The 19548-nt window shown below is 63.7% G+C and carries 16 protein-coding genes and 1 tRNA gene; 8 read left to right on the top strand and 9 right to left on the bottom strand.

All coding sequences use genetic code 11. The annotated features are described in order from the left end of the window. Positions 1-32: 32 nt before the first annotated feature. From ACT6Q8_RS05145 to ACT6Q8_RS05130, 4 genes are all read right to left on the bottom strand, one after another. Entirely contained in the window at positions 33-653 is a 621-nt protein-coding gene (locus tag ACT6Q8_RS05145) for a class I SAM-dependent methyltransferase (protein ID WP_444734492.1), read from the bottom strand. Between the two features lie 62 nt (positions 654-715). Beyond that, on the bottom strand, positions 716-3007 hold the full coding sequence (locus ACT6Q8_RS05140; protein WP_054167498.1) for an NADP-dependent malic enzyme: 2292 nt from the start codon (positions 3005-3007) through the stop codon (positions 716-718). A gap of 150 nt (positions 3008-3157) precedes the next feature. Next, entirely contained in the window at positions 3158-3766 is a 609-nt protein-coding gene (locus tag ACT6Q8_RS05135; RefSeq protein ID WP_444734493.1) for a class I SAM-dependent methyltransferase, read from the bottom strand. A 142-nt stretch (positions 3767-3908) separates the two neighbouring features. Then, a tRNA-Leu gene (locus ACT6Q8_RS05130) sits at positions 3909-3993 on the bottom strand. Positions 3994-4169: 176 nt separating this feature from the next. On the opposite strand from ACT6Q8_RS05130, the gene ACT6Q8_RS05125 reads away from it, so the two are divergent. From ACT6Q8_RS05125 to ACT6Q8_RS05115, 3 genes are all read left to right on the top strand, one after another. After that, positions 4170-5279, top strand: a complete 1110-nt coding sequence (locus ACT6Q8_RS05125; RefSeq protein WP_444734494.1) for a branched-chain amino acid ABC transporter substrate-binding protein — start codon at positions 4170-4172, stop codon at positions 5277-5279. 219 nt (positions 5280-5498) lie between these two features. Continuing rightward, positions 5499-5900, top strand: coding sequence for a response regulator (locus ACT6Q8_RS05120; RefSeq protein ID WP_444734495.1), 402 nt, complete (start codon positions 5499-5501; stop codon positions 5898-5900). 248 nt (positions 5901-6148) lie between these two features. Continuing rightward, entirely contained in the window at positions 6149-6406 is a 258-nt protein-coding gene (locus tag ACT6Q8_RS05115) for a hypothetical protein (protein ID WP_444734496.1), read from the top strand. Positions 6407-6495: 89 nt separating this feature from the next. On the opposite strand, the gene ACT6Q8_RS05110 is transcribed toward ACT6Q8_RS05115, so the two are convergent. From ACT6Q8_RS05110 to ACT6Q8_RS05095, 4 genes are all read right to left on the bottom strand, one after another. Beyond that, entirely contained in the window at positions 6496-6960 is a 465-nt protein-coding gene (locus ACT6Q8_RS05110) for a DNA polymerase III subunit chi (RefSeq protein ID WP_054167571.1), read from the bottom strand. Positions 6961-7031: 71 nt separating this feature from the next. Continuing rightward, the gene (locus ACT6Q8_RS05105; RefSeq protein WP_444734497.1) at positions 7032-9464 is read right to left on the bottom strand and encodes a beta-galactosidase; all 2433 of its coding nucleotides are present in this window, start codon (positions 9462-9464) and stop codon (positions 7032-7034) included. Positions 9465-9532: 68 nt separating this feature from the next. After that, positions 9533-10045 carry a hypothetical protein gene (locus ACT6Q8_RS05100; RefSeq protein WP_444734498.1) on the bottom strand — a complete coding sequence of 171 codons (513 nt, stop codon included), beginning with the start codon at positions 10043-10045 and terminating at the stop codon, positions 9533-9535. Positions 10046-10120: 75 nt separating this feature from the next. Then, positions 10121-11614 carry a leucyl aminopeptidase gene (locus tag ACT6Q8_RS05095; protein WP_444734499.1) on the bottom strand — a complete coding sequence of 498 codons (1494 nt, stop codon included), beginning with the start codon at positions 11612-11614 and terminating at the stop codon, positions 10121-10123. 204 nt (positions 11615-11818) lie between these two features. Here ACT6Q8_RS05095 and lptF point away from each other — a divergent pair, with 204 nt between their 5' ends. From lptF to rsmA, 5 genes are read left to right on the top strand one after another with little or no spacing between them, the layout of a single operon-like run. After that, positions 11819-12943: an LPS export ABC transporter permease LptF gene (lptF, locus tag ACT6Q8_RS05090; RefSeq protein WP_444734500.1), complete on the top strand. Its 1125-nt coding sequence runs from the start codon at positions 11819-11821 to the stop codon at positions 12941-12943. Then, positions 12943-14037, top strand: a complete 1095-nt coding sequence (lptG, locus tag ACT6Q8_RS05085) for an LPS export ABC transporter permease LptG (RefSeq protein ID WP_444734501.1) — start codon at positions 12943-12945, stop codon at positions 14035-14037. The genes lptF and lptG overlap by 1 nt, the downstream gene beginning before the upstream one ends. 50 nt (positions 14038-14087) lie before the next feature. After that, the gene (locus tag ACT6Q8_RS05080) at positions 14088-15410 is read left to right on the top strand and encodes a peptidylprolyl isomerase (protein ID WP_444734502.1); all 1323 of its coding nucleotides are present in this window, start codon (positions 14088-14090) and stop codon (positions 15408-15410) included. A 3-nt stretch (positions 15411-15413) separates the two neighbouring features. After that, the gene (gene pdxA, locus ACT6Q8_RS05075; protein WP_444734503.1) at positions 15414-16427 is read left to right on the top strand and encodes a 4-hydroxythreonine-4-phosphate dehydrogenase PdxA; all 1014 of its coding nucleotides are present in this window, start codon (positions 15414-15416) and stop codon (positions 16425-16427) included. Between the two features lies 1 nt (position 16428). Beyond that, entirely contained in the window at positions 16429-17271 is an 843-nt protein-coding gene (rsmA, locus tag ACT6Q8_RS05070; protein WP_054167486.1) for a 16S rRNA (adenine(1518)-N(6)/adenine(1519)-N(6))-dimethyltransferase RsmA, read from the top strand. 34 nt (positions 17272-17305) lie between these two features. On the opposite strand, the gene ACT6Q8_RS05065 is transcribed toward rsmA, so the two are convergent. After that, positions 17306-19546, bottom strand: coding sequence for a molybdopterin cofactor-binding domain-containing protein (locus tag ACT6Q8_RS05065; RefSeq protein WP_444734504.1), 2241 nt, complete (start codon positions 19544-19546; stop codon positions 17306-17308). Between the last annotated feature and the right edge of the window lie 2 nt (positions 19547-19548).

The raw sequence follows: 19548 nt of genomic DNA, 5'->3' as shown, positions 1-19548 counted from the left end.
CCCTCAATCGCTCCCGCACCAATGTCTCCCCCTCAGGGCGTATCCGGAAAATGTGCAGCGGCCAATTCACGAAGGGCCGCATCCGGCAAGGCCGCCTTGGAAGCGACCATCCACAGTTCGAAGAATGGGTATCCGCGCGATATGCCCGCAATCGCCTGGAACCCAGCTTCCTTCAATGCCTCTGCAAGACTGTCACGGGTGAAACCGGTGCGGTGGGCCATGAACTCGTTACCCGCCGCCAGTGATTGACGGTGGCCGTACAGCATGTCGATGGCAGAGATCGGCCCGGCTGGCGATTCTGCAAAAGGCTGCATCAGTTGGCCTTTTGCCACCAGGGCCGCAATGCCCTGCAAATCGGGACAGGTGATGATCAGGAACCCGTCAGGCGTCAGGACCCGTAGGCATTCGGCCAGGGCCACCGGCACCTCATGCGGATAATGGTGTTCGATACTGTGGGAGGAGTAGATGGCGTCCATGCTGCCGGATGCAATCATGTCCATCTTGATCATCGATCCGACTATATCCGGCCCGACATTCGGGTCGATATCGAACCGCACCTCATGCCAGCCGTCACCGGCGAAGGCCCTGGTCGTGTTATGACGCCGCTTGATGCCGCATCCGGCATGAAGGAATTGCTTCAAACCAAACGTCATACCCGTAAATCCCAGAAGGTCGAATGGAACGGGCCGCTGGATGGCGGCCCGTTGAAGTAAGGTCAACGCTCTTGCGTGGCAACCGGGCTGTGCATCTGTGCGTCAATGACGGCTAGGGCCGACATGTTGACGATGCCGCGCACCGTAACCGACGGTGTCAGGATATGCGCCGGCTTAGCGGTACCCAGCAGCACGGGACCGACAGTCAGGCCATCGCCCAGCACCTTCAACAGGTTGAAGGAGACGTTGGCGCTGTCACGGTCGGGCATGACCAGCAGGTTGGCCGACCCATGCAGGCGGCTGTTAGGGAAGATACGGCTGCGGATTTCCGGGCTGATCGCCGCGTCCGCATGCATTTCGCCCTCCACCTCCAGGTTCGGATAGCGGGCGGTGATGGCCTGCAGCGCCTCCCGCATCTTCACGGCAGAGGCGTCGTTGTGGCTGCCGAAGCTGGAATGCGACAGCAGCGCGATCTTCGGCGACAGACCGAAACGCCGCACCTCTTCTGCCGCCAGATCGGTGATATCGGCCAGTTCCGACGCGCTGGGCGTGGCATTCACATAGGTGTCGGTCAGGAAGAAAGTGCCGCGATTGAGGATCAGCACCGACAGGGCCGCCATCACGCGCGCGCCCGGCTTCTTGCCAATCACGTCATTCACGTGCTTCAAGTGCCAGTCATAAAGGCCAACGGTACCGCAGATCAGGGCGTCTGCGTCGCCCTTTTCCACCATCAGGGCACCGATGACGGTGCTGTTGGTGCGCACCACCTGGCGGGCGCGGTCAGGCGAGACGCCGCCGCGTTCCATCTTGCGGTGATAAGTCTGCCAATAATCGTTATAGGCCGGGTCGTTCTGCGGATCGATCAGACGGACATTGTCGTCCAGGCGCAGACGCAGCCCCAGCTTTTCAATGCGGCGGGCCACAACTTCGCGGCGGCCAATCAGGATGGGCTGGGCAATGCCGTCATCCATCACCTGCTGGGCGGCGCGCAACACCCGCTCCTCTTCACCCTCGGCATAGGCGATGCGGCGCGGGTCGGCCTTGGCCTTGGCGAAGACCGGCTTCATCAGCAGGCCGGAGCGGAAGACAAACTGGCCCAGCTGTTCCAGATAGGCGTCGAAATCCTGGATGGGGCGCGTGGCCACACCGCTTTCCATGGCGGCCCGAGCCACCGCCGGCGCGATTTCCAGGATCAGGCGTGGGTCGAACGGACGCGGAATCAGATATTCCGGGCCAAAGCTGGGCGGCGCCTCGCCATAGGCCATGGCCACCACATCATGCACCTCCGCCTGGGCCAACCGGGCAATGGCATTGACGGCGGCAATTTTCATCGCCTCATTGATCGTCGTGGCCCCCACATCCAGCGCACCGCGGAAGATGAACGGGAAGCACAGGACATTGTTGACCTGATTGGGGAAGTCCGACCGGCCCGTGCCGACAATGGCGTCGGGACGCACGGCCTTCACCTCGTCCGGCATGATTTCCGGCGTGGGGTTGGCGAGCGCCATCACAATCGGATTGGCGGCCATCTTCTTCACCATGTCCTGGGTCAGGACACGGGGGGCGGACAGGCCTAAGAAGATGTCGGCGTCGCCGATAATATCGTCCAGCGTGCGGGCATTGGTCGGCTTGGCGTAGCGTTCCTTGCGCGGGTCCATCAGTTCGGTGCGGCCCTGATAGACCACGCCCTTGATGTCATTCACCCAGACGTTCTCAACCGGCAGGCCCATATCGACCAGCAGATCCAGACAGGCCAGCGCGGCCGCCCCGGCACCGGAGCAGACCAGCTTCACCGAAGCAAAGTCGCGGCCCGTAAGTTTCAGCGCATTGGTGATTGCGGCAGCCACGATAATGGCGGTGCCATGCTGATCGTCATGGAAGACGGGGATCTTCATACGCTCGCGCAACTGCTTCTCAACATAGAAGCATTCGGGCGCTTTGATATCCTCCAGATTGATGCCGCCAAAGGTCGGCTCCAGGGCCGCGATGACATCAACCAGCTTGTCGGGGTCCTTCTCGCTGATCTCGATGTCGAAGACATCGATGCCGGCGAACTTCTTGAACAGGACGCCCTTACCCTCCATCACGGGCTTGGACGCCAGGGGACCGATATCGCCCAGGCCCAGAACGGCGGTGCCGTTCGTGATGACCGCCACCAGATTGCCGCGGCTGGTGTACTTGGCGGCATTCGCCTCGTCCTCCACGATGGCTTCACAGGCATGCGCCACACCCGGCGAATAGGCCAGTGCGAGATCGCGCTGCGTCGCCAGCGGCTTGGTCGGCGTCACGGCAATTTTGCCGGGAACGGGAAGGCGATGGTAATCCAGCGCCGCATCGCGGAAGGAATCGGTCATTTCAGGGTGAGCTCCCAACAAACCTGAACGGATTTTTGTTGGTTCCTAGTTAGTCCCCTACCACCGCCGCTGTCCAGCCAGAGGACACCGCGCAAAACGGTTACCAGATAAAACAAGAAGGATGGCCGGCCCTGTCGGCACACGTCCCGATCACTGATCCCGGCGCAGAAGGATGCCCCAATAAAGATCCGGGCCGCATGGCACATTCACATTGATGGCGGTGGCGTCAGCGATGGTGAAGCCTGTGCGCCGCATCAGGCTTTGCCAGGATGACAGGCCAAATACGCTGTAATGGTTCAGATTCTCATGATGATAAGCGGATGTGTCGGGCGCCGGCACCTCGACATAGACATGGCCGCCGACACGCGTCAGCCGGAAATATTCCGACAGGGTGAAAAGCGGAAACGGGCTGTGCTCCAGGACGTGGCGGCACCAGAGAAGGTCGAATGACTGGTCAGGGAATTCAAGAAAGCTCTGGTCGGCCTCGACGACCTCATACCCTGCGGCCTTGCAGACCTCATAATCGGCGCCGATGGTAATGCCGATGGCCTTTGCCTCTGCATCCCGGAAATGGGCCAGGGCCACGCCCTGCCCGCATCCGATGTCCAGGACATCCATACCGGCCTTCAGCACGCCATTCTGCTTCAGATGGTTAACCATCATGGCCGTGACGGAGATCGCCGGTTCCGAAGGCGGTTCGGCGTAGATTTCACCACGCAGACTGTCCAGGAATTTATCGAACCGTGAATAGTCGCGCATTACCGCCCCCTGCATTTCATCACACAGACAATACATGCGGGATAGGACGAAAAGGAAGATCACTATTGCAGGCTGACCGTCGTCACAGGCCCAAAAGCACGAAGCCCCGGAACATTGCTGTTCCGGGGCTTATCGCGGATCATGGTGCGGCCGAAAAGACTCGAACTTTCACGGGTTGCCCCACAGCGACCTCAACGCTGCGCGTCTACCAATTCCGCCACGGCCGCAAGCACATGTCGAAAACCAAACGGGGTCGCCGTTCGGTGGAGGGGTGGATAGCAAATCGCGACACGGGGTTCAAGCAGCATTTAGAGCGGCCCCGACCATGCTACGGATTTGACGGGCCGGTCACGCGTGTTAGCTTCTCCCCCACGTTCCACGCCCCGATGGGAGATTGGCGACAATGCAACTGAAGAAGACCCTGACCGCCGCACTGACGGCAGCGACCATGCTTTCGTCCCTGCCGGCATTGGCCGACACGGTGGTGGGGCTGGTGGCGCCGTTGACCGGCCCCAACGCGGTTTTCGGTGAACAGATGCGCCGTGGCGCCGAAATGGCGGTGGCCGACATCAATGCTAAGGGTGGCTTGCTGGGTGAAAAGCTGGTTCTGGTCAATCTGGATGATGCATCCAACCCCAGCCAGGGTGTCGCCATCGCCAACAAGCTGGCCACGCAGGGCGGTGTCGCCGCCTTCGGCAACTTCAACTCCGCCGTTTCGATTCCCTCCTCCAAGGTGTTCGCCGACGAAGGGATCGTGATGATCAGCCCGGCCTCCACCAACCCGCAATTGACGGAGCAGGGCCTCACCACCGTGTTCCGCACCTGCGGACGCGACGACCAGCAGGGTGATGTGGCCGCCGCCTGGCTGCTGAAAAACCACAAAGATGGCAAGGTCGCCGTCATCCATGACCAGACCACCTATGGCCGCGGTCTGGCAGAGGCCACCCGCAGCGCCCTGAACAAGGGTGGCAAGAAAGAAGTCATGTTCGACGCCGTGAATGTCGGCGACCGCGACATGTCGGCCCTGGTCACTAAGATGAAGGATGCCGGGGTCAATGTCGTCTATTTCGGCGGCCTGCATACCGAAGCGGGCCTGCTGGTCCGTCAGATGGCCGATGCGGGGCTGAAGGCCGTGTTCATGTCGGGCGACGGCACCGTGAACCAGGAATTCTGGAACATTGCCGGCGCGTCAGCCGAGGGCGCCCTGGTCACTTTCGGCAATGAATATCGCGACAAGCCGGAAGCCGCCGATGTCGTGAAGCGCTTCCGCGCCGGTGGCTTTGAACCCGAGGCTTACACGCTCTACACCTATGCCGCCGTGCAGGTCTGGGCCGGTGCTGCCGCCAAGGCCAAGTCGGCAGATGCCGACAAGGTCGCGGCCAGCATTCGCGATGGCGCCTATTCCACCGTGATCGGTCCGTTGTCGTTCGATGCCAAGGGCGACCGCAAGGTCACCGACTATGTCGTCTATCGCTGGACAGCCGGTAAATACGCCCCGATCCCCGGGCAATAATCCTACTCCCCCGAACACCCCCGGCCAGCCAAATGCCGGGGGTGTTTCGATTCTGGCACTATCGCTTTTGGCATTGGGCGAACTTTTGGTATAAGTGCCTGTGCCTACTGGCTGAATTGCGCGTATTCGGCTGTTGCCCTATCCAGAAGTCATTGATGCCGTCATGCGCCCCTTGATTGGGACGCTGCGGCGGGCTCCCCCCCGCTTGAAGGAATCGTGGTGACCGTATCCCCCGCCGTCAATCCGCCCCTGAAGGTCATGATCGTCGAGGACGACGCTCTTGTCGCCATGGGGGTGCAATTGACGCTGAACGAGCTTGGCCACGAAGTGGTCGGCATTGCGGCGTCGGAGATGGAGGCGTTGGCCGTAGCACAGGCGGAGCGTCCGCAACTGGCGCTCATGGATATACGCCTGCGCGGTGCCAATGACGGGGTGCAAGTGGCACAGCGGCTTTGGCAGGAATTGCGGGTCCGCTGCATCTTCCTGTCCGCCTATGCCGACGAGCATACGATGGAACGTGTGGCCAAGACCCGGCCCCTGGGTTTCGTTCAGAAACCCTACTCGGCCCAGCAGCTAAAAACAGCGCTGGAACAGGCGCGCCCGCGCTTGAACGAGGACTAAACGACCCTTAAGTCTCCGAATAACCCTGTGAATGGCATCTGATTGCCGTATTTCCGGGGGAACCTGAGCATGAAGACGGCAGGAATGAGAGTGGTTTGCCGGGAAAATACGCAAAAACTTCCCCGTAAAGCCATCGACCCTGTTGTCATAATGCACTCAAGGCTTCAAGGTTGGAGCGTTGAAGCGTACCCGGTAACGGGGGGATGGGCCCCTGCCAACCGGTCACATATAAGCGAAGGAGCGAACAAATGCGCGTGCTTCCCATGGTCTTTGCCGGCCTGATGGTTGTCGGTCTGGCCGCCTGCGGCAAGAAGGAAGAGGCTGCCGCCCCGGCTCCGGCCCCGGCCGCTGAGCAGCCGGCTCCGGCCCCCGCCGCCGAACCCGCCCCGGCGCCTGCGGAAGCGCCGGCCGCCGCTCCGGCTGAAGGCACCACGGCTCCGGCCGAGGGCGCTGCCCCGGCGACCCCGCCGGCAGAGGGCACCACCCCGCCGGAAGGTAACAAGTAATCCTTGATACCTTGATCGTTTAGGCGGTCGGAAGGGGCCGGGCATCGTCGGGATGCCCGGCCCTTTTCATTTCCGGAAGGAAAACACCGTCAGGCCTTCTTTTCCCAGCCACCACGGTCATTCTGTTGCCAGTAGGTCAGTTCGTCGCCCGCCGCCTTTGCCGTGCGCCAGCGGTCGCGGGCCGATGCGACCGCATCGGGATCATTGCCATCGAACAGATCGCAGATCAGGGTGACGCCCGGCATTCCCGGTTGATCCACCCCGTCGGTCAAGAACAGAACCGTGGCGCCATTGGGTGGCGTTTCCAACGGCCCATCGGCCAGAGCATGGATCAGCACCGGCTGTAACGCGGCGTGCCCATCCTTTGCGGTGCCATGTGGCAGAAAGCCATCGGGCCGGTAGGTCCAGAGATGCTGGTTCATGGCTTCTGCCCGTTCGGGGCTGCCCACCATCACCAGCACGCGCCAGCCGCGTTCCAGCGACTTTTCCAGCAGGCCCGGCAGGGTCTGTTCCAGCGTCTTGCGCGTCAGGTGATAGAAACGCCGTTCCGTCATCGACAGGACCCCATCCCGGTTCACGGCCGTTGCTTTAGCACGAAAGCCAGCCGTGAAGTCAGGGGGCACGATCAGGGGACAGCCACCGACAGCGCATATTCCGGCACGATACGGGCGGATTTCAGCACTGCCACCTGCCCATCCGGCTTCTGCGCGGGTTTCCATTCCTGCTGGATATAGATGGGTGCATCGGCGCGCAGCGGCATGACAGTCAGGGTCAATGGCTGCGCGATCTCCGCCGCGAAACGCTTCAATCCGATGCGCCAAACGGGACCATTGAAGTAGTGATCATCGATCATGCGCACGCCGCTGAACAGTCGGCCCACATCACCCTGATAATCCAGTTCCAGCCAGGCATCGGCCACGCCGGCCAACGCATCCGCCGGCACCCGGACCGACCACGCCGCCGACTTGCCATAGGCTTCTGGCGCCGGCTGCATCGCCGCCTTGGCCGGGCCGCCGATACGGATGGCAGGGGCAGGCTGTGCCGCGCGCACCGGCTCCACCGTTACCGGCACATCCGGCTTGGGCGTCACGGCCTTTTCATAGGTGGTGAACAGCCCATCCGTCTTGCCACCCCGGCCCAGGGAGGGCAGCGTGGAATAACGGAAACGCGGATTGCCCCGGCTGCGCAGGTCGAATCCGGCATCGGTGGGGAACAGATCGGCGTCGCTGATGACCGCAATATCATGACCGTTACGGCGCAGCAGTGCCAAGGATTCGGCCTGCGCCTCTGTCAGGATCAACAGCCGCTTTGCAGCACCGGCGGCCTTGAAGGTCACGACCGCGCCCAGGCCGGGCTTCAGGCCCGTGACAAGGGTGGTGCGGGTGCGATTGGCGACCTTTGCCCCCGGCGCCCTGACATCCGTTGCACCCGCCAGGGCCAGTTCCACGGGCACCCCGGGTTCGGCCTGCAGGATATGGGTTTCGATGCCATCGACCGTCACACGCGTGACCGGCTGTGCCGTGGCGTAGGCCAGCCGGGTGCCACCCAGGTCCATGTTCACGGGCCAGATGAAATGCGATCCGGCAGGGATGGTCACCGGTTCGGACGGAAAGCTGACAGGGCCGCCGGGCAGATTGATGGTGAAGCGCACATCCGTAACCGGTTGCATCCGGTACTGACGGATATGGCTGCTGAAGAACAGGATGGCGGCATCGCCGGCGCTGCGCACCGACCAGCGGGGTGTGGAAAGATCATCCAGCGCCTTGGGCAGGATGGCGGGTGCCTGCGGCACCATGGGTGCCAGTTGATCGCCATAGCCGGATGTGAACAGGTGGAAGGGCCGCACCTTGCGCAGGACGGGACGCATGTCGCCATACTGACCAATCGGCGCCTGGAAATCATAGCCGATGATGGGCGTGTCATTATGGCCGTGGATGGCCGTGTTCTCTTCCAGCGTGGTGCGCCCCACCGGATTGCGCCCGCCATGGAACATGTAATAGCCGAACAGGTTCACGCCCGACCCGATCTGTACCGGCAGCATCGCGGAGATATCGGCGGGGTCGATCACAGCCCGGCGCCGGTACATGGCCGGAACCCCGCCGCCATATTCGGCCCCCAGGAAGGGGGTGTGCGGGATGTCGGGATCGGCATCACCCCGGCGCGTCGCCACCGTCTGCGCGCCCAGATTGCCACTGACCCGGCTGTCGAACCGAAAGGCATAGGTTTCCTTGGGCGGCAGGATTTCCGGACTGGCCTTCCAGGGCTCATCCGGATAACCGCCGAAGACGGGCACCACCTCCCCACTGGGATAGACGGTCTGGTCCCAGCCGGTGACGGTGTAGAGCGGGACATCGAATCCGGCGGCCAGCGCCATGCGCTTCAAGGTGGCGATATGGTCCCGCCCCTGCCCCGGCCCGGTCAGGTTGTATTCATTCTCCAACTGGACCCCGATGACCGGGCCGCCATCCTTCCACAGCAGGCCTGAAACCTGCACCGCGATCTGCCGATAGAAGCGGTCGACATAGGACAGATATTGCGGGTCATTGCCGCGCGTCGGCATGGCATCCACCACCCAGTCGGGGATGCCGCCATACCGCACCTCCGCATGTGACCAGGGGCCGATACGGACCACCAGCTTCAGCCCGTGCTTGGCACAGAGCTGCGCAAACCGCCGTAGGTCGCGATCCCCGGTCCAGGTGAAGGCGCCCTCCACCTCCTCATGGTGGTTCCAGATGATGTAGGTGGCGACGATGTCGATTCCCGCCGCCTTCATCTTGGCCAGTTGCTCCTCCCAGCCATCGGCGGGGAAGCGGGTGTAATGGAACTCACCCATGGTCGGCATCCAGGGCTTGCCGTCCAGCGTCAGGTAGCGGTTGTTGATGCCAATGGTCCCACCCGCCGGGCTGACCCCCTGCCCCATTTTCAGGTAGCCGGTTTCCAAGGCCGGAGCGGGAGCGGTGGCATCCACGCTGAGCACGGTTTCCGCCAGACTGGCACCCGATGACAGAAACGTCGCGGCCAGAGCCATGCCGACCAGATGGCCATGTTGAACGCGCATCAACCTACCTCCCCAAACCTGATTTTGGGGAGTAGTATTATACGATAAATATGTTCTGCAAAAGCCCGTCAGCGCGGCGGGAACGGATCGAAATCCACTTCCTGAACCATGGAACGCAGATCATCCAGGGTTCCGGTGCGGGTGGTCAGCATGACAATGCCGTCCGCGCCGGCGGGAATCTGGATCTGGTGAAGCGGCACCTGCGCTTCTGGATAGGTAATGACGATGGCGCGCTTGCCATGCAGCACCTCGACCGTGCCATTCGGCGGCAGGGTGCTGGGAATCTTGATGGAGCCCATGACGGCCTTGTACAGGGTCGGGCTACGGGCCGCCCCCACCACGACCTCAACCTTGCCCTTGCGGTAGGAGGCCTCTGCGGTCGCTGCCGAATACATCGGCAAGGCGCCGCCCGCCGTGCGGACCTCGCTTTTCTTCCAGCCATCATGACCGCCGGGAAGGACGTCCTGCATCTGGCTGTTCGGCTTAATGACGGGCTCCTGGGCCGTTGCCAGGGTGGCCGGCAACATGGCCAGCGGAGAAACCAGCAGGGCAAGGGAGAGAGCAAGAGCCGAACGACGCATGAAACCTTCTCCGTCGGAAAATCACCGTGGAAAAGGGGCCGGCCATTCCGCCGGCCCCTGACCATCTATCAGATATCAGCCTTCGTAATGCGTGGCGACCAGCTTATCCAGCAGGCGCACGCCGAAAGCCGTGGCACCCTTCGGCACCACGCCCTTGTCGGCCTTGGCCCAGGCGGTGCCGGCGATGTCCAGATGCGCCCACGGCACCTTGTTCACGAAGCGCTGCAGGAACTGCGCCCCGATGATGGAACCGGCATTCATGGGGCGGCCAATATTCTTCACATCGGCCACGTCGCTGTCGATATCCTTATCATAGGCGGGCGACAGCGGCAGACGCCAAAGCTTCTCACCCGTCTTCAGACCCGCCTCGGTCAGCTTGGCGGCCAGATCGTCGCTGTTGGAGAACAGGCCGGCATGTTCATTGCCCAGGCTGACGATGATGGCGCCAGTCAGGGTGGCCAGATCGACCATGAACTTGGGCTTGAACTGGTCCTGGCAGTACCAGAGCGCATCGGCCAGCACCAGACGGCCTTCGGCATCGGTGTTCAGCACCTCGATCGTCTGGCCCGACATGGTGGTGACGATGTCACCCGGACGCTGCGCATTGCCGTCGGGCATATTCTCGGCCAAGGCGACGACGCCGATGGCGTTCACCTTCGCCTTGCGACCGGCCAGCACGGCCATCAGGCCGATGACGGTGCCGGAACCGCCCATGTCCCACTTCATCTCGTCCATGTTGGCGGCGGGCTTGATGGAGATGCCGCCCGTGTCGAAGGTGATGCCCTTGCCGACGAAGGCCACCGGCGCCTCATCCTTGGCACCGCCATTCCACTTCATGATGACCAGACGCGGCGGACGCACCGAACCCTGGCCCACGCCCAGCAGCGCGCCCATGTTCAGCTTCTTCATCTTCTTCTCGTCCAGGACCTCAACCTCAAGGCCCAGCTTGGACAGCTCAACGCAGCGGTCGGCCAGCGTCTCCGGATAGATGACATTCGGCGGCTCCGACACGACATCGCGCGTCACGAAGATGCCGTCGGCGACCTTTTCCAGCTTCTCCCAGACCTTCTTGGCGGCCTTGGCGGCGTCGGTCTGCACCGTCACCTTCTTGATCGACGGCTTCTTATCGTCGGACAGCGTCGTGCGGTACTTGTCGAACCGGTAGGAACGCAGGACGGCGCCGAACGCGACCTCGGCGGCCAGTTCACCGGCATCGCCAGTCAGCCCGTCATGGGCATCCAACGCCACGGCCAGATCAGCCTCGCCCGTGCTCTGTGCGGCGGCCCAGGCGGCGGCACCGGCATTGTTGGCGCCATTGCCGTCAAACTCACCGGGTGCGCCAATGCCGACCAGCAGCAGGCGGGAAACGTCCAGGCCGGTGGGCGCGACGAGGTTCAGCACCTCTTCCGCCTTGCCCTTGAAACGGCCCTGTTCCATGGCGCGGGTCAGCAGACCGCCGGTCTTCTGGTCCAGATCACGCCCCAGCGCGCCCAGCGCGCGGTCGGCGGCGACAGTGACGGCCAGGATGCCGGATTTCGGCGTACCGGGCGAAGCGAAGGCGATTTTCATTCCGGTGCTCTCTTGTTGTTGAACCGGCGAATTGTGGCGCCGGCGGTTGTGTGCATGGCAAGGAGTCGATAAAGAACAGCCACGTACCCATGTCAAGGTCACCTTGGGCCAAAATCTGTCGGTCCGCCACGAACAGGTCGCAATCGGGCGATACGTTGTATGGTGGATGCAGGGCCGGTACGGTGCCCGACCCTTTGGGAAAACATGTCTCAGATCAACCGTTACCTTCTGCGCAACCTGTTCCTGTCCACGATTGTGGTGACGGGTGCCCTGTCGGCGGCCATCTGGCTGACGCAGTCGCTGCGCCTTGTCGAACTGGTGGTGGAAGGGGGCGCCGGTTTTGGCGCGTTTGCGCATCTGGCGCTGCTGTCCTTCCCCACCTTCCTGTCGATCGTTCTGCCCTTCGGCGTTCTGACGGCAGTGCTGTTCACCTATAACCGCCTGACGCAGGACAGCGAACTGGTGGTGATGCGCGCCGCCGGCCTTGGCCCCATGGCGCTGGCCCGGCCTGTCCTGATTCTGGCCCTGATCGGCACACTGCTCTGCTTCATGCTGTCTGTCTGGCTGGGGCCGGCGGCACAGCGCAGTCTGGTGGCACTGCGGCAATCGGTGCGCAGCGACGTGTCGGCCATGCTGCTGCGGGAGGGGACATTCAACGAACTGTCAGACAAGCTGACCATCTATGTCCGCGACCGACTGCCCGATGGATCGCTGGAAGATATCCTGATCCATGATGGACGGCAGCAGGGGGTGACCACCACCATCGTGGCGGCGCGCGGCACCATCACCGATGCCGATGGTACGCCCCGCGTCCTGGTCCATGACGGAACGCAGAGCAAGTTCACGGAGGCCACGGGCAAGGCCGAATGGCTGGAATTCGAACGCTATGCCGTGGATTTGCAGTCGCTGCGCCGTGAATTGGCACCCCGCTGGGTGGAACCGCGTGAGCGGACCCTGGAACAGCTCTGGTTACCCGACGAGAATGACCCGATCGACCGCCGCTTTGCCGGCCGGTTGCGGGCGGAACTCCATAACCGGCTGGCCAGTCCGTTCCTGGTCCTGTCCTTTGCCACCATCGCGCTGGCGGCCCTGCTACCGGGTGAGTTTTCCCGCCGGGGCCGTGGAAGGCGCATCACCATTGCCGCTGTTGGCGCCCTGGTGCTGCAGGCCGCCGTGCTGGGCATTGTCAGCCTGATTGGCAAGGTGCCGGTACTGGCGGGCCTGCTGTACGTGTTCGTGCTGGCGCCTGTACCGCTCTGTCTTTGGTATCTGCGGCGCGACGGCATGGGCCGTTCCCTGCCCGCCGCCCCTGGCAATGGGGTGGGCTGATGCGTCTGTTTGCCACCCTTTCCCTTTATATCGGGCGTCAGTTCCTGCTGTGGTTTGCGGCGGGGCTTGGTTCGCTGCTGGCCCTGGTCTATCTGCTGGACACGGTCGAGTTGCTGCGCCGTGCCGCCAACAGGCCGGAAGCGACCTTTGATATCGTCGTGACCATGGGCCTGCTGAAACTGCCGGAGATCGGGCAGGAGGTGCTGCCCTTCGTCGTGCTGTTTGGCGCCATGTACACATTCTGGCGCCTGACCCGCACGCATGAGCTGGTGGTGGCGCGGGCCAGTGGGATCAGTGTGTGGCAATTCACGGCCCCCGTGCTTGCGTGGGCCATGATCATCGGCGTGCTGCTTGTCACCATCCTGAACCCGATCTTCGCCGCCATGCTGACCCGGTATGAAAAGCTGGAAAACCGGTATCTGCGCGGCCAGACCTCTTCCCTGGATGTCGGGCGGTCCGGCCTGTGGCTGACACAGCTGACGCCGGAAGGGGCCTATCGCATTCATGCGGAGTCGGTGGTGCCCGGCACGCTGGAGATGCGGCGCGTCATGGTGCTGCTGTCCACGCCGGGGCAAAAACTGTCGGCCCGTCTGGATGCAGCATCCGCCGAACTGGTGCCCGGATACTGGGACCTGAGCGAGGTTTGGTACAATGAACCGGGGGAGCCGGCGCGTTTCCTGGCACGCTATCGCCTGCCCACAGACCTTACCGAACAGCGCATCCAGAACAGCTTTGCCAGCCCCGACACGCTGTCCTTCTGGCAATTGCCAGACTTCATCCGCACACTGGAACTGACGGGCCTGTCACCGGTAAGGCACCGTCTGCATTGGCATGTTTTGCTGGCGCAGCCCTTCTTCTATGCGGCCATGGTGCTGCTGGCGGCGGCCTTCTCCCTTCGGCAGATGCGCGGTGGCGGCACCCTGACCATGGTGGGGGCCGGGATCGTCACCGCCCTGCTGCTGTTCATCGTCAAGGATGTGATCATGGCCCTGGGCCTGTCGGGTGCGGTGCCCGTGATCATGGCCGCCTGGGCACCCGCCGGGGTGACGGTGATGCTGTCCGCCGCCGCCCTTCTTCACACCGAAGACGGATGAACAGCGGTACGCTTTGCGTTTAGCCCTGCAAGCCTCTATAAGAACGCCCCATGATGCAGCCTGTGATCCGACCGACCATGAAAAGCCTTGCGCGCAACGCCCTGCTGGGGGCGACCGCCCTGTCCATCGTCCTGCTGTCCGCGCCCGTGGCCGTGATGGCGCAGGGCGCCAACGGGGCCCAGGGCCAGTTGGGCCGTATCGCCGCCATCGTGAACGAGGAACCGATCACGGTCGCCGACGTGGAAGGCCGGTTGCAGCTGGCCATCGTATCCTCCGGCCTTCCCGACAATGCCGAGACACGCCAGCGCCTGCTGCCGCAGGTCATCCGTCTGCTGACGGACGAGGCCTTGCAGATCCAGGAAGCGCGCGAGCGCAACCTGACGGTCACCGAGGATGAGCTGAGCGAGGATCTGGAAGCCGCCGCACAGCGCAACCGCATGGATCTGGAGCAGTTGAAGGCCGCCCTGGCTCAGGCCGGTGTGCCCTGGAACACCATGCGTCAGCAGATGCTGGCCCAGATCGCCTGGAGCAAGGTCGTGCAGCGCGTGGTGCGCCAGCAGGTGACCGTGCCCGACAGCGAAGTGAACGCCTATATCGAGCGTATCCGCGCCAATGCCGGTAAGCCGGAATATCAGGTCGCAGAGATTTTCCTGGCCGTCGACAGCAGCACCAGTGAAGCCGAGGTCCTGCGCCTGGGCGAGCGTCTGGTGGAGCAAATCGGCCGGGGTGCGAATTTCAGCGCCGTTGCACGCCAGTTCTCGCAATCGGCCGGTGCGGCCAGCGGTGGCGACCTGGGTTGGATTCAGCAGGGTCAGCTGGAAGACAATCTGGACCGGTCGTTGCAGCAGATGCAGAAGGGCCAGTTCTCCCGCCCGATCCGTGGTTCGGCCGGCTACCACATTCTGTGGCTGCGTGATCAGCGTATCGTGGCTGCGGGTGACCCCAAGAATATCCAGATTGCCATCCGTCAGTTCGTGGTGCCCATCGCCGGTGAGGCGCAGGCCCAGCAGGACGCAGCCTTCGACGCCGCCAAGCAGGTGAGCGAGCAGGCGCGCGGCTGTGAAGCCCTGGAACAGGCCACGCAGGCCGTGCCGGGATCGCAGGTCTTCACCCAGCCGCTGACCCGCCTGGGCGACATCCCCGAACAGATCGGGCAGATGGTGAGCGCGCTGGGCGTGGGTCAGGCGACGACCCCGCTGATGACCGACCGTGGTGCCATGCTGCTGATGGTCTGCGACCGCGTGGTGCCGGAAGGCAGCCTGCCGCCGCCCGATCAGGTGCGCAGCGCCCTGTTCCAGGAACGCATGGATCTGCAACAGCGCCGGTACCTGCGCGACCTGCGCCGGAACGCCACCATCGAGACCAGGATGTAAGCCATGGCGGCGCCGCTGGGCCTGACCATGGGGGAACCGGCAGGCATCGGCGGCGACATCGCCCTGAAGGCCTGGATGGAACGCGGGGCGGCATCAGTGCCGCCCTTCGTCTTGCTGGATGACCCCGACCGCATCACGGCGCTGGCATCAACGCTGGGCCTGGATGTGCCGGTCGCCATCGTCGATGAGGCGGGGCTGGATCGCGTCGCCGATCTGTTTGCCACGTCCCTTCCCGTGCTGCCCGTCCCCCTGCCCGCCCCCGTCACCTATGGCAATCCCGATCCGGCCAATGGATCGGCGGTGATTGCAGCGATTGACCGGGCCGTCGGGCTGGCGACAGAAGGACGGCTTTCAGGGGTTGTTACGAACCCGATCCAGAAAAGTGCGCTCTATGCCTGCGGCTTTCGCTGGCCGGGCCATACCGAATATCTGGCGCATCTGGCGGGGCTGCCCGATGACGGGACCGTCATGCTGCTGGAAGGCGGTGGCTTGCGCGTCGTGCTGGCCACCATTCATGTCGCGGTGAAGGATGTGGCCAAACATCTGACGTCGGATGCCATCCTGCACGTGGCCCGCGTCACAAATGCCGCCCTGAAAAGTGATTTCGGTATCGAAACACCCCGCCTGGCCGTTGCCGCCTTGAACCCGCATGCGGGCGAAGGTGGGGCCATGGGGCGGGAGGAGATCGAGGTGATCGCGCCCGCCGTCGCCACCTTGAAGGCTGACGGCATCAATGCCGCCGGTCCCTTCCCCGCCGACACCCTGTTCCATGCCGGCGCCCGTGCGCGGTATGACGCGGTTGTCTGCATGTATCACGACCAGGGTCTGATCCCGCTGAAGACGCTGGATTTCGACACGGGCGTGAATATCACGCTGGGCCTGCCCTTTGTCCGCACTTCGCCCGATCATGGCACGGCCCTGTCGCTGGCGGGCACGGGCCAAGCCAATGCCAGCAGCCTGATTGCGGCCTTGCATGCCGCCTCCCGCATCGCCGCCCGCCGGCAGAAGAGTGCTTGATATGAGTGATGGCCGCGACCTGTCCCACCTGCCGCCCCTGCGCGATGTCATCGCCACCCATGAACTGGCCGCCAAGAAGGCGTTTGGGCAGCATTTCCTGCTGGACCTCAACGTCACCCGCCGCATTGTGCGCGAGGCAGGCGATTTCACGGGCGTGAACATCGTGGAGGTCGGCCCTGGTCCCGGCGGCCTGACCCGCGCGCTGGTGGAAAGCCCCGCTGCCAGCATCACTGCCGTTGAACGCGACCCGCGCTTTGCCGTCGCCCTGGCCGACATCGTGGCCGCGTCGGCGGGGCGCATGCGGTTGATTGAGGCGGATGCCCTGACCGTGGACCCCGTCGATCTGGTCCCGGCCCCGCGCGCCGTCGTCTCCAACCTGCCCTATAATGTCGGCACACCGCTGCTGATCGGCTGGTTGAAGCAGATCGGGGAATATCGGTCCCTGACCTTGATGTTCCAGAAGGAAGTGGCCGACCGCATCGTGGCGGGCACGCGGACCCCGGCCTATGGCCGTCTGGCCGTGATGGCGCAGTGGGTGGCGCATTGCCGCAATCTCTATGATTTGCCGGCCCGCGCCTTCACCCCACCGCCCAAGGTGGACAGCGCCGTGGTCCACCTGACCCCGCGCGAACGGCCCGCCGATGATCCCGACTTCGCCACGATGGAGACGCTGGTGGCGGCGGCGTTCGGGCAACGGCGCAAGATGCTGCGCGCCAGCCTGAAATCCTTGATGAAGGAGCCGGAGCCGCTGTTGCTCTCCGTCGGCATTCCACCGACCGCGCGGGCGGAGGAGATCGACGTGGCCGGGTTCGTCGCCCTGGCCAAAGCCTGGAAGCCGAAATGAAAAGGGCCCCACGGTAGCGTGGGGCCCTTTCCTTTTAGACCACGCCCGCCTTGCTGAAAGGCAGGTCGTGCAGCTTCTGACCCGTGGCGCGGAAGACCGCGTTGGCAACCGCCGGGGCCGCCGTGGGCACGCCGGGCTCACCCACACCCGTGGGGCGGGCCGTGGATGCCACGATATGCACCTCAACCTCGGGCATGTCCGACAGGCGCATCGGCTCGTACCCGTCGAAATTGCTCTGATCGACCAGACCGTCCGTCAGGGTGATCTGGTCGCGCAGGGCATGACCGATGCCGAAGCCGGTGCCGCCTTCGATCTGGGCCTTGATAACGTTGGGATTCACGGGCACGCCGCAATCCACCGCCACGACGACACGATCAACCTTGATCTTGCCATCCTTGGACACCGTCACCTCGGCCACATGCGCGACAAAGCTGCTGAAGCTTTCATGGACGGCGACACCACGCGCCCGCTTCGACCCGTCCGCCGCCGGGGCCAGGGGCTTGGACCAGCCGGCCTTTTCCGCCGCCAGTTTCAGCACACCCGTCAGACGCGGATGGGCATCACCCAGCAGTTCCAGGCGGAAGGCCACCCCGTCCTTGCCGGCCGCCGCCGCCAGTTCCTCGATAAAAGCTTCCTTGGCATAGGCCGTGTGGGTGTGGCCCACGGACCGCCACCACAAGGTGGTAACCGGCGAAGCCATCTGATGGTAGTCGACGGACAGGTTCGGCACGGCATAGGCCATGTCCGAAGCACCTTCGACCGCTGTCGCATCGACGCCATCCTTGATCATCACCTGCGCAAAGGGCGTGTCGGCAATGAAGGACTGGGTCACGATGGCCTGTTCCCAGGCAATCAGCTTGCCGGCCTTGTCCAGCCCGCCCTTGACGCGATGGACGACCATGGGGCGATAACGGCCCCCCTGGATATCATCCTCACGCGTCCAGACCAGATGCACAGGCACCTTCTTGCCCTTTGCCGCCAGGGCCTTGGCGATCAGGGCAACCTCGGCGATATAGTCGGCAGTGGTGGTGGCGCGGCGGCCAAAGCTGCCGCCGGCCCAAAGCGTGTTGATCTTCACCTTGTCGGGCGTGGTGCCCAGGATGCCGGCCACGACCGGCTGTTCAATGCCCTGGAACTGCGACCCGGCCCAAATCTCCGCCCCGCCATCCGCCTTGATCTCCAGCGTGGCGTTCAGCGGCTCCATCGGGGCGTGAGCCAGATAGGGGAAGCTGTATTCCGCCTCGACCACCTTGGCGGCGGTCTTGAAGGCGGCACCTGTATCACCCTTGCGGGCGGCCTTCGTCCCCGGCTTCTTGGCCTGGGCGCGGTATTCGGCCAGCATCTGGTCAGTGCCACGCTTTTCGGCCTTGGCATCATCCCACTGGATAGACAGGGCTTCGCGGCCCTTGATGGCGGCCCAGGTATTCTTCGCCACCACCGCCACACCGACCGGCAGGGTCAGCACGTCGATGACGCCGGGAATCGCACGGGCAGCCTTGTCATCCACCGACTTGACCGTGCCCCCGAAACGCGGGCTGCGCGCCAGAACCGCCGTCACCTGATTGGGACGCCGGATATCCATGGCGAAGATGGCAGTGCCATTGGTCTTCGACACATGGTCCAGACGGTGCAGCGTCTCATTCCCGATCAGGCTGTACTGGCCGGGTTCCTTCAAGGTCACCTTGGCCGGGATCGGCTGCTTCGAGGCGGCTTCGGCCAGCTGACCAAAGGTGGCGGACTTACCCGATGCCTTGTGGCTGACGACACCCTTGACGACCGTGATCTGGTCAGCCGGCACCTTCCATTCAGCGGCGGCGGCGTTCACCAGCATGATGCGGGCGGCAGCACCGGCCATCCGCAGCTCATCCCAGCTGTTGGCAACGGCGGTGGAACCGCCCGTACCCTGGATACCGAAGAAATGGTTGCCATACAGCTTGCTGTCGGCGGGCGCATGCTCACCACGCATCTGCGACCAGTCGGCGTCCAGTTCCTCCGCCACAATGGTGGTGAGGCCGGTCATGATGCCCTGGCCCTTGTCCAGATGCTTGACCAGGACGGTGACGGTATTGTCCTTGGCCACGCGAACGAACAGGTTCGGGCGCGGGTCGGCGGGGCCGACAATGCCGGGGGCAGCGGACTCGGCCGCAAATGATCCCAGCGGGACGACCGCGCTGATGACCAGGGCGCCACCCGTGCCCTTCAGAAAGGCGCGGCGGCTGGGGGTGGGTTCGGCCACGTTGGACGCGGCCTGGCGCAGCAATTGACGCAGCATCATGG

This window comes from Niveispirillum sp., from assembly GCF_052437035.1.
Classification (GTDB): domain Bacteria; phylum Pseudomonadota; class Alphaproteobacteria; order Azospirillales; family Azospirillaceae; genus Niveispirillum.
This window is presented reverse-complemented; position numbering and strand designations above follow the sequence as displayed.

Coding starts and splice junctions, on each gene's coding strand:
- ACT6Q8_RS05115 (WP_444734496.1), top strand. CDS start 6,149: ATGCGCGTGCTTCCCATGGTCTTTGCCGGCCTGATGGTTGTCGGTCTG.
- ACT6Q8_RS05135 (WP_444734493.1), bottom strand. CDS start 3,766: ATGCGCGACTATTCACGGTTCGATAAATTCCTGGACAGTCTGCGTGGT.
- ACT6Q8_RS05145 (WP_444734492.1), bottom strand. CDS start 653: ATGACGTTTGGTTTGAAGCAATTCCTTCATGCCGGATGCGGCATCAAG.
- ACT6Q8_RS05080 (WP_444734502.1), top strand. CDS start 14,088: ATGATGCAGCCTGTGATCCGACCGACCATGAAAAGCCTTGCGCGCAAC.
- ACT6Q8_RS05105 (WP_444734497.1), bottom strand. CDS start 9,464: ATGCGCGTTCAACATGGCCATCTGGTCGGCATGGCTCTGGCCGCGACG.
- pdxA (WP_444734503.1), top strand. CDS start 15,414: ATGGCGGCGCCGCTGGGCCTGACCATGGGGGAACCGGCAGGCATCGGC.
- rsmA (WP_054167486.1), top strand. CDS start 16,429: ATGAGTGATGGCCGCGACCTGTCCCACCTGCCGCCCCTGCGCGATGTC.
- lptF (WP_444734500.1), top strand. CDS start 11,819: ATGTCTCAGATCAACCGTTACCTTCTGCGCAACCTGTTCCTGTCCACG.
- ACT6Q8_RS05125 (WP_444734494.1), top strand. CDS start 4,170: ATGCAACTGAAGAAGACCCTGACCGCCGCACTGACGGCAGCGACCATG.
- ACT6Q8_RS05140 (WP_054167498.1), bottom strand. CDS start 3,007: ATGACCGATTCCTTCCGCGATGCGGCGCTGGATTACCATCGCCTTCCC.
- ACT6Q8_RS05095 (WP_444734499.1), bottom strand. CDS start 11,614: ATGAAAATCGCCTTCGCTTCGCCCGGTACGCCGAAATCCGGCATCCTG.
- ACT6Q8_RS05065 (WP_444734504.1), bottom strand. CDS start 19,546: ATGATGCTGCGTCAATTGCTGCGCCAGGCCGCGTCCAACGTGGCCGAA.
- ACT6Q8_RS05110 (WP_054167571.1), bottom strand. CDS start 6,960: ATGACGGAACGGCGTTTCTATCACCTGACGCGCAAGACGCTGGAACAG.
- lptG (WP_444734501.1), top strand. CDS start 12,943: ATGCGTCTGTTTGCCACCCTTTCCCTTTATATCGGGCGTCAGTTCCTG.
- ACT6Q8_RS05100 (WP_444734498.1), bottom strand. CDS start 10,045: ATGCGTCGTTCGGCTCTTGCTCTCTCCCTTGCCCTGCTGGTTTCTCCG.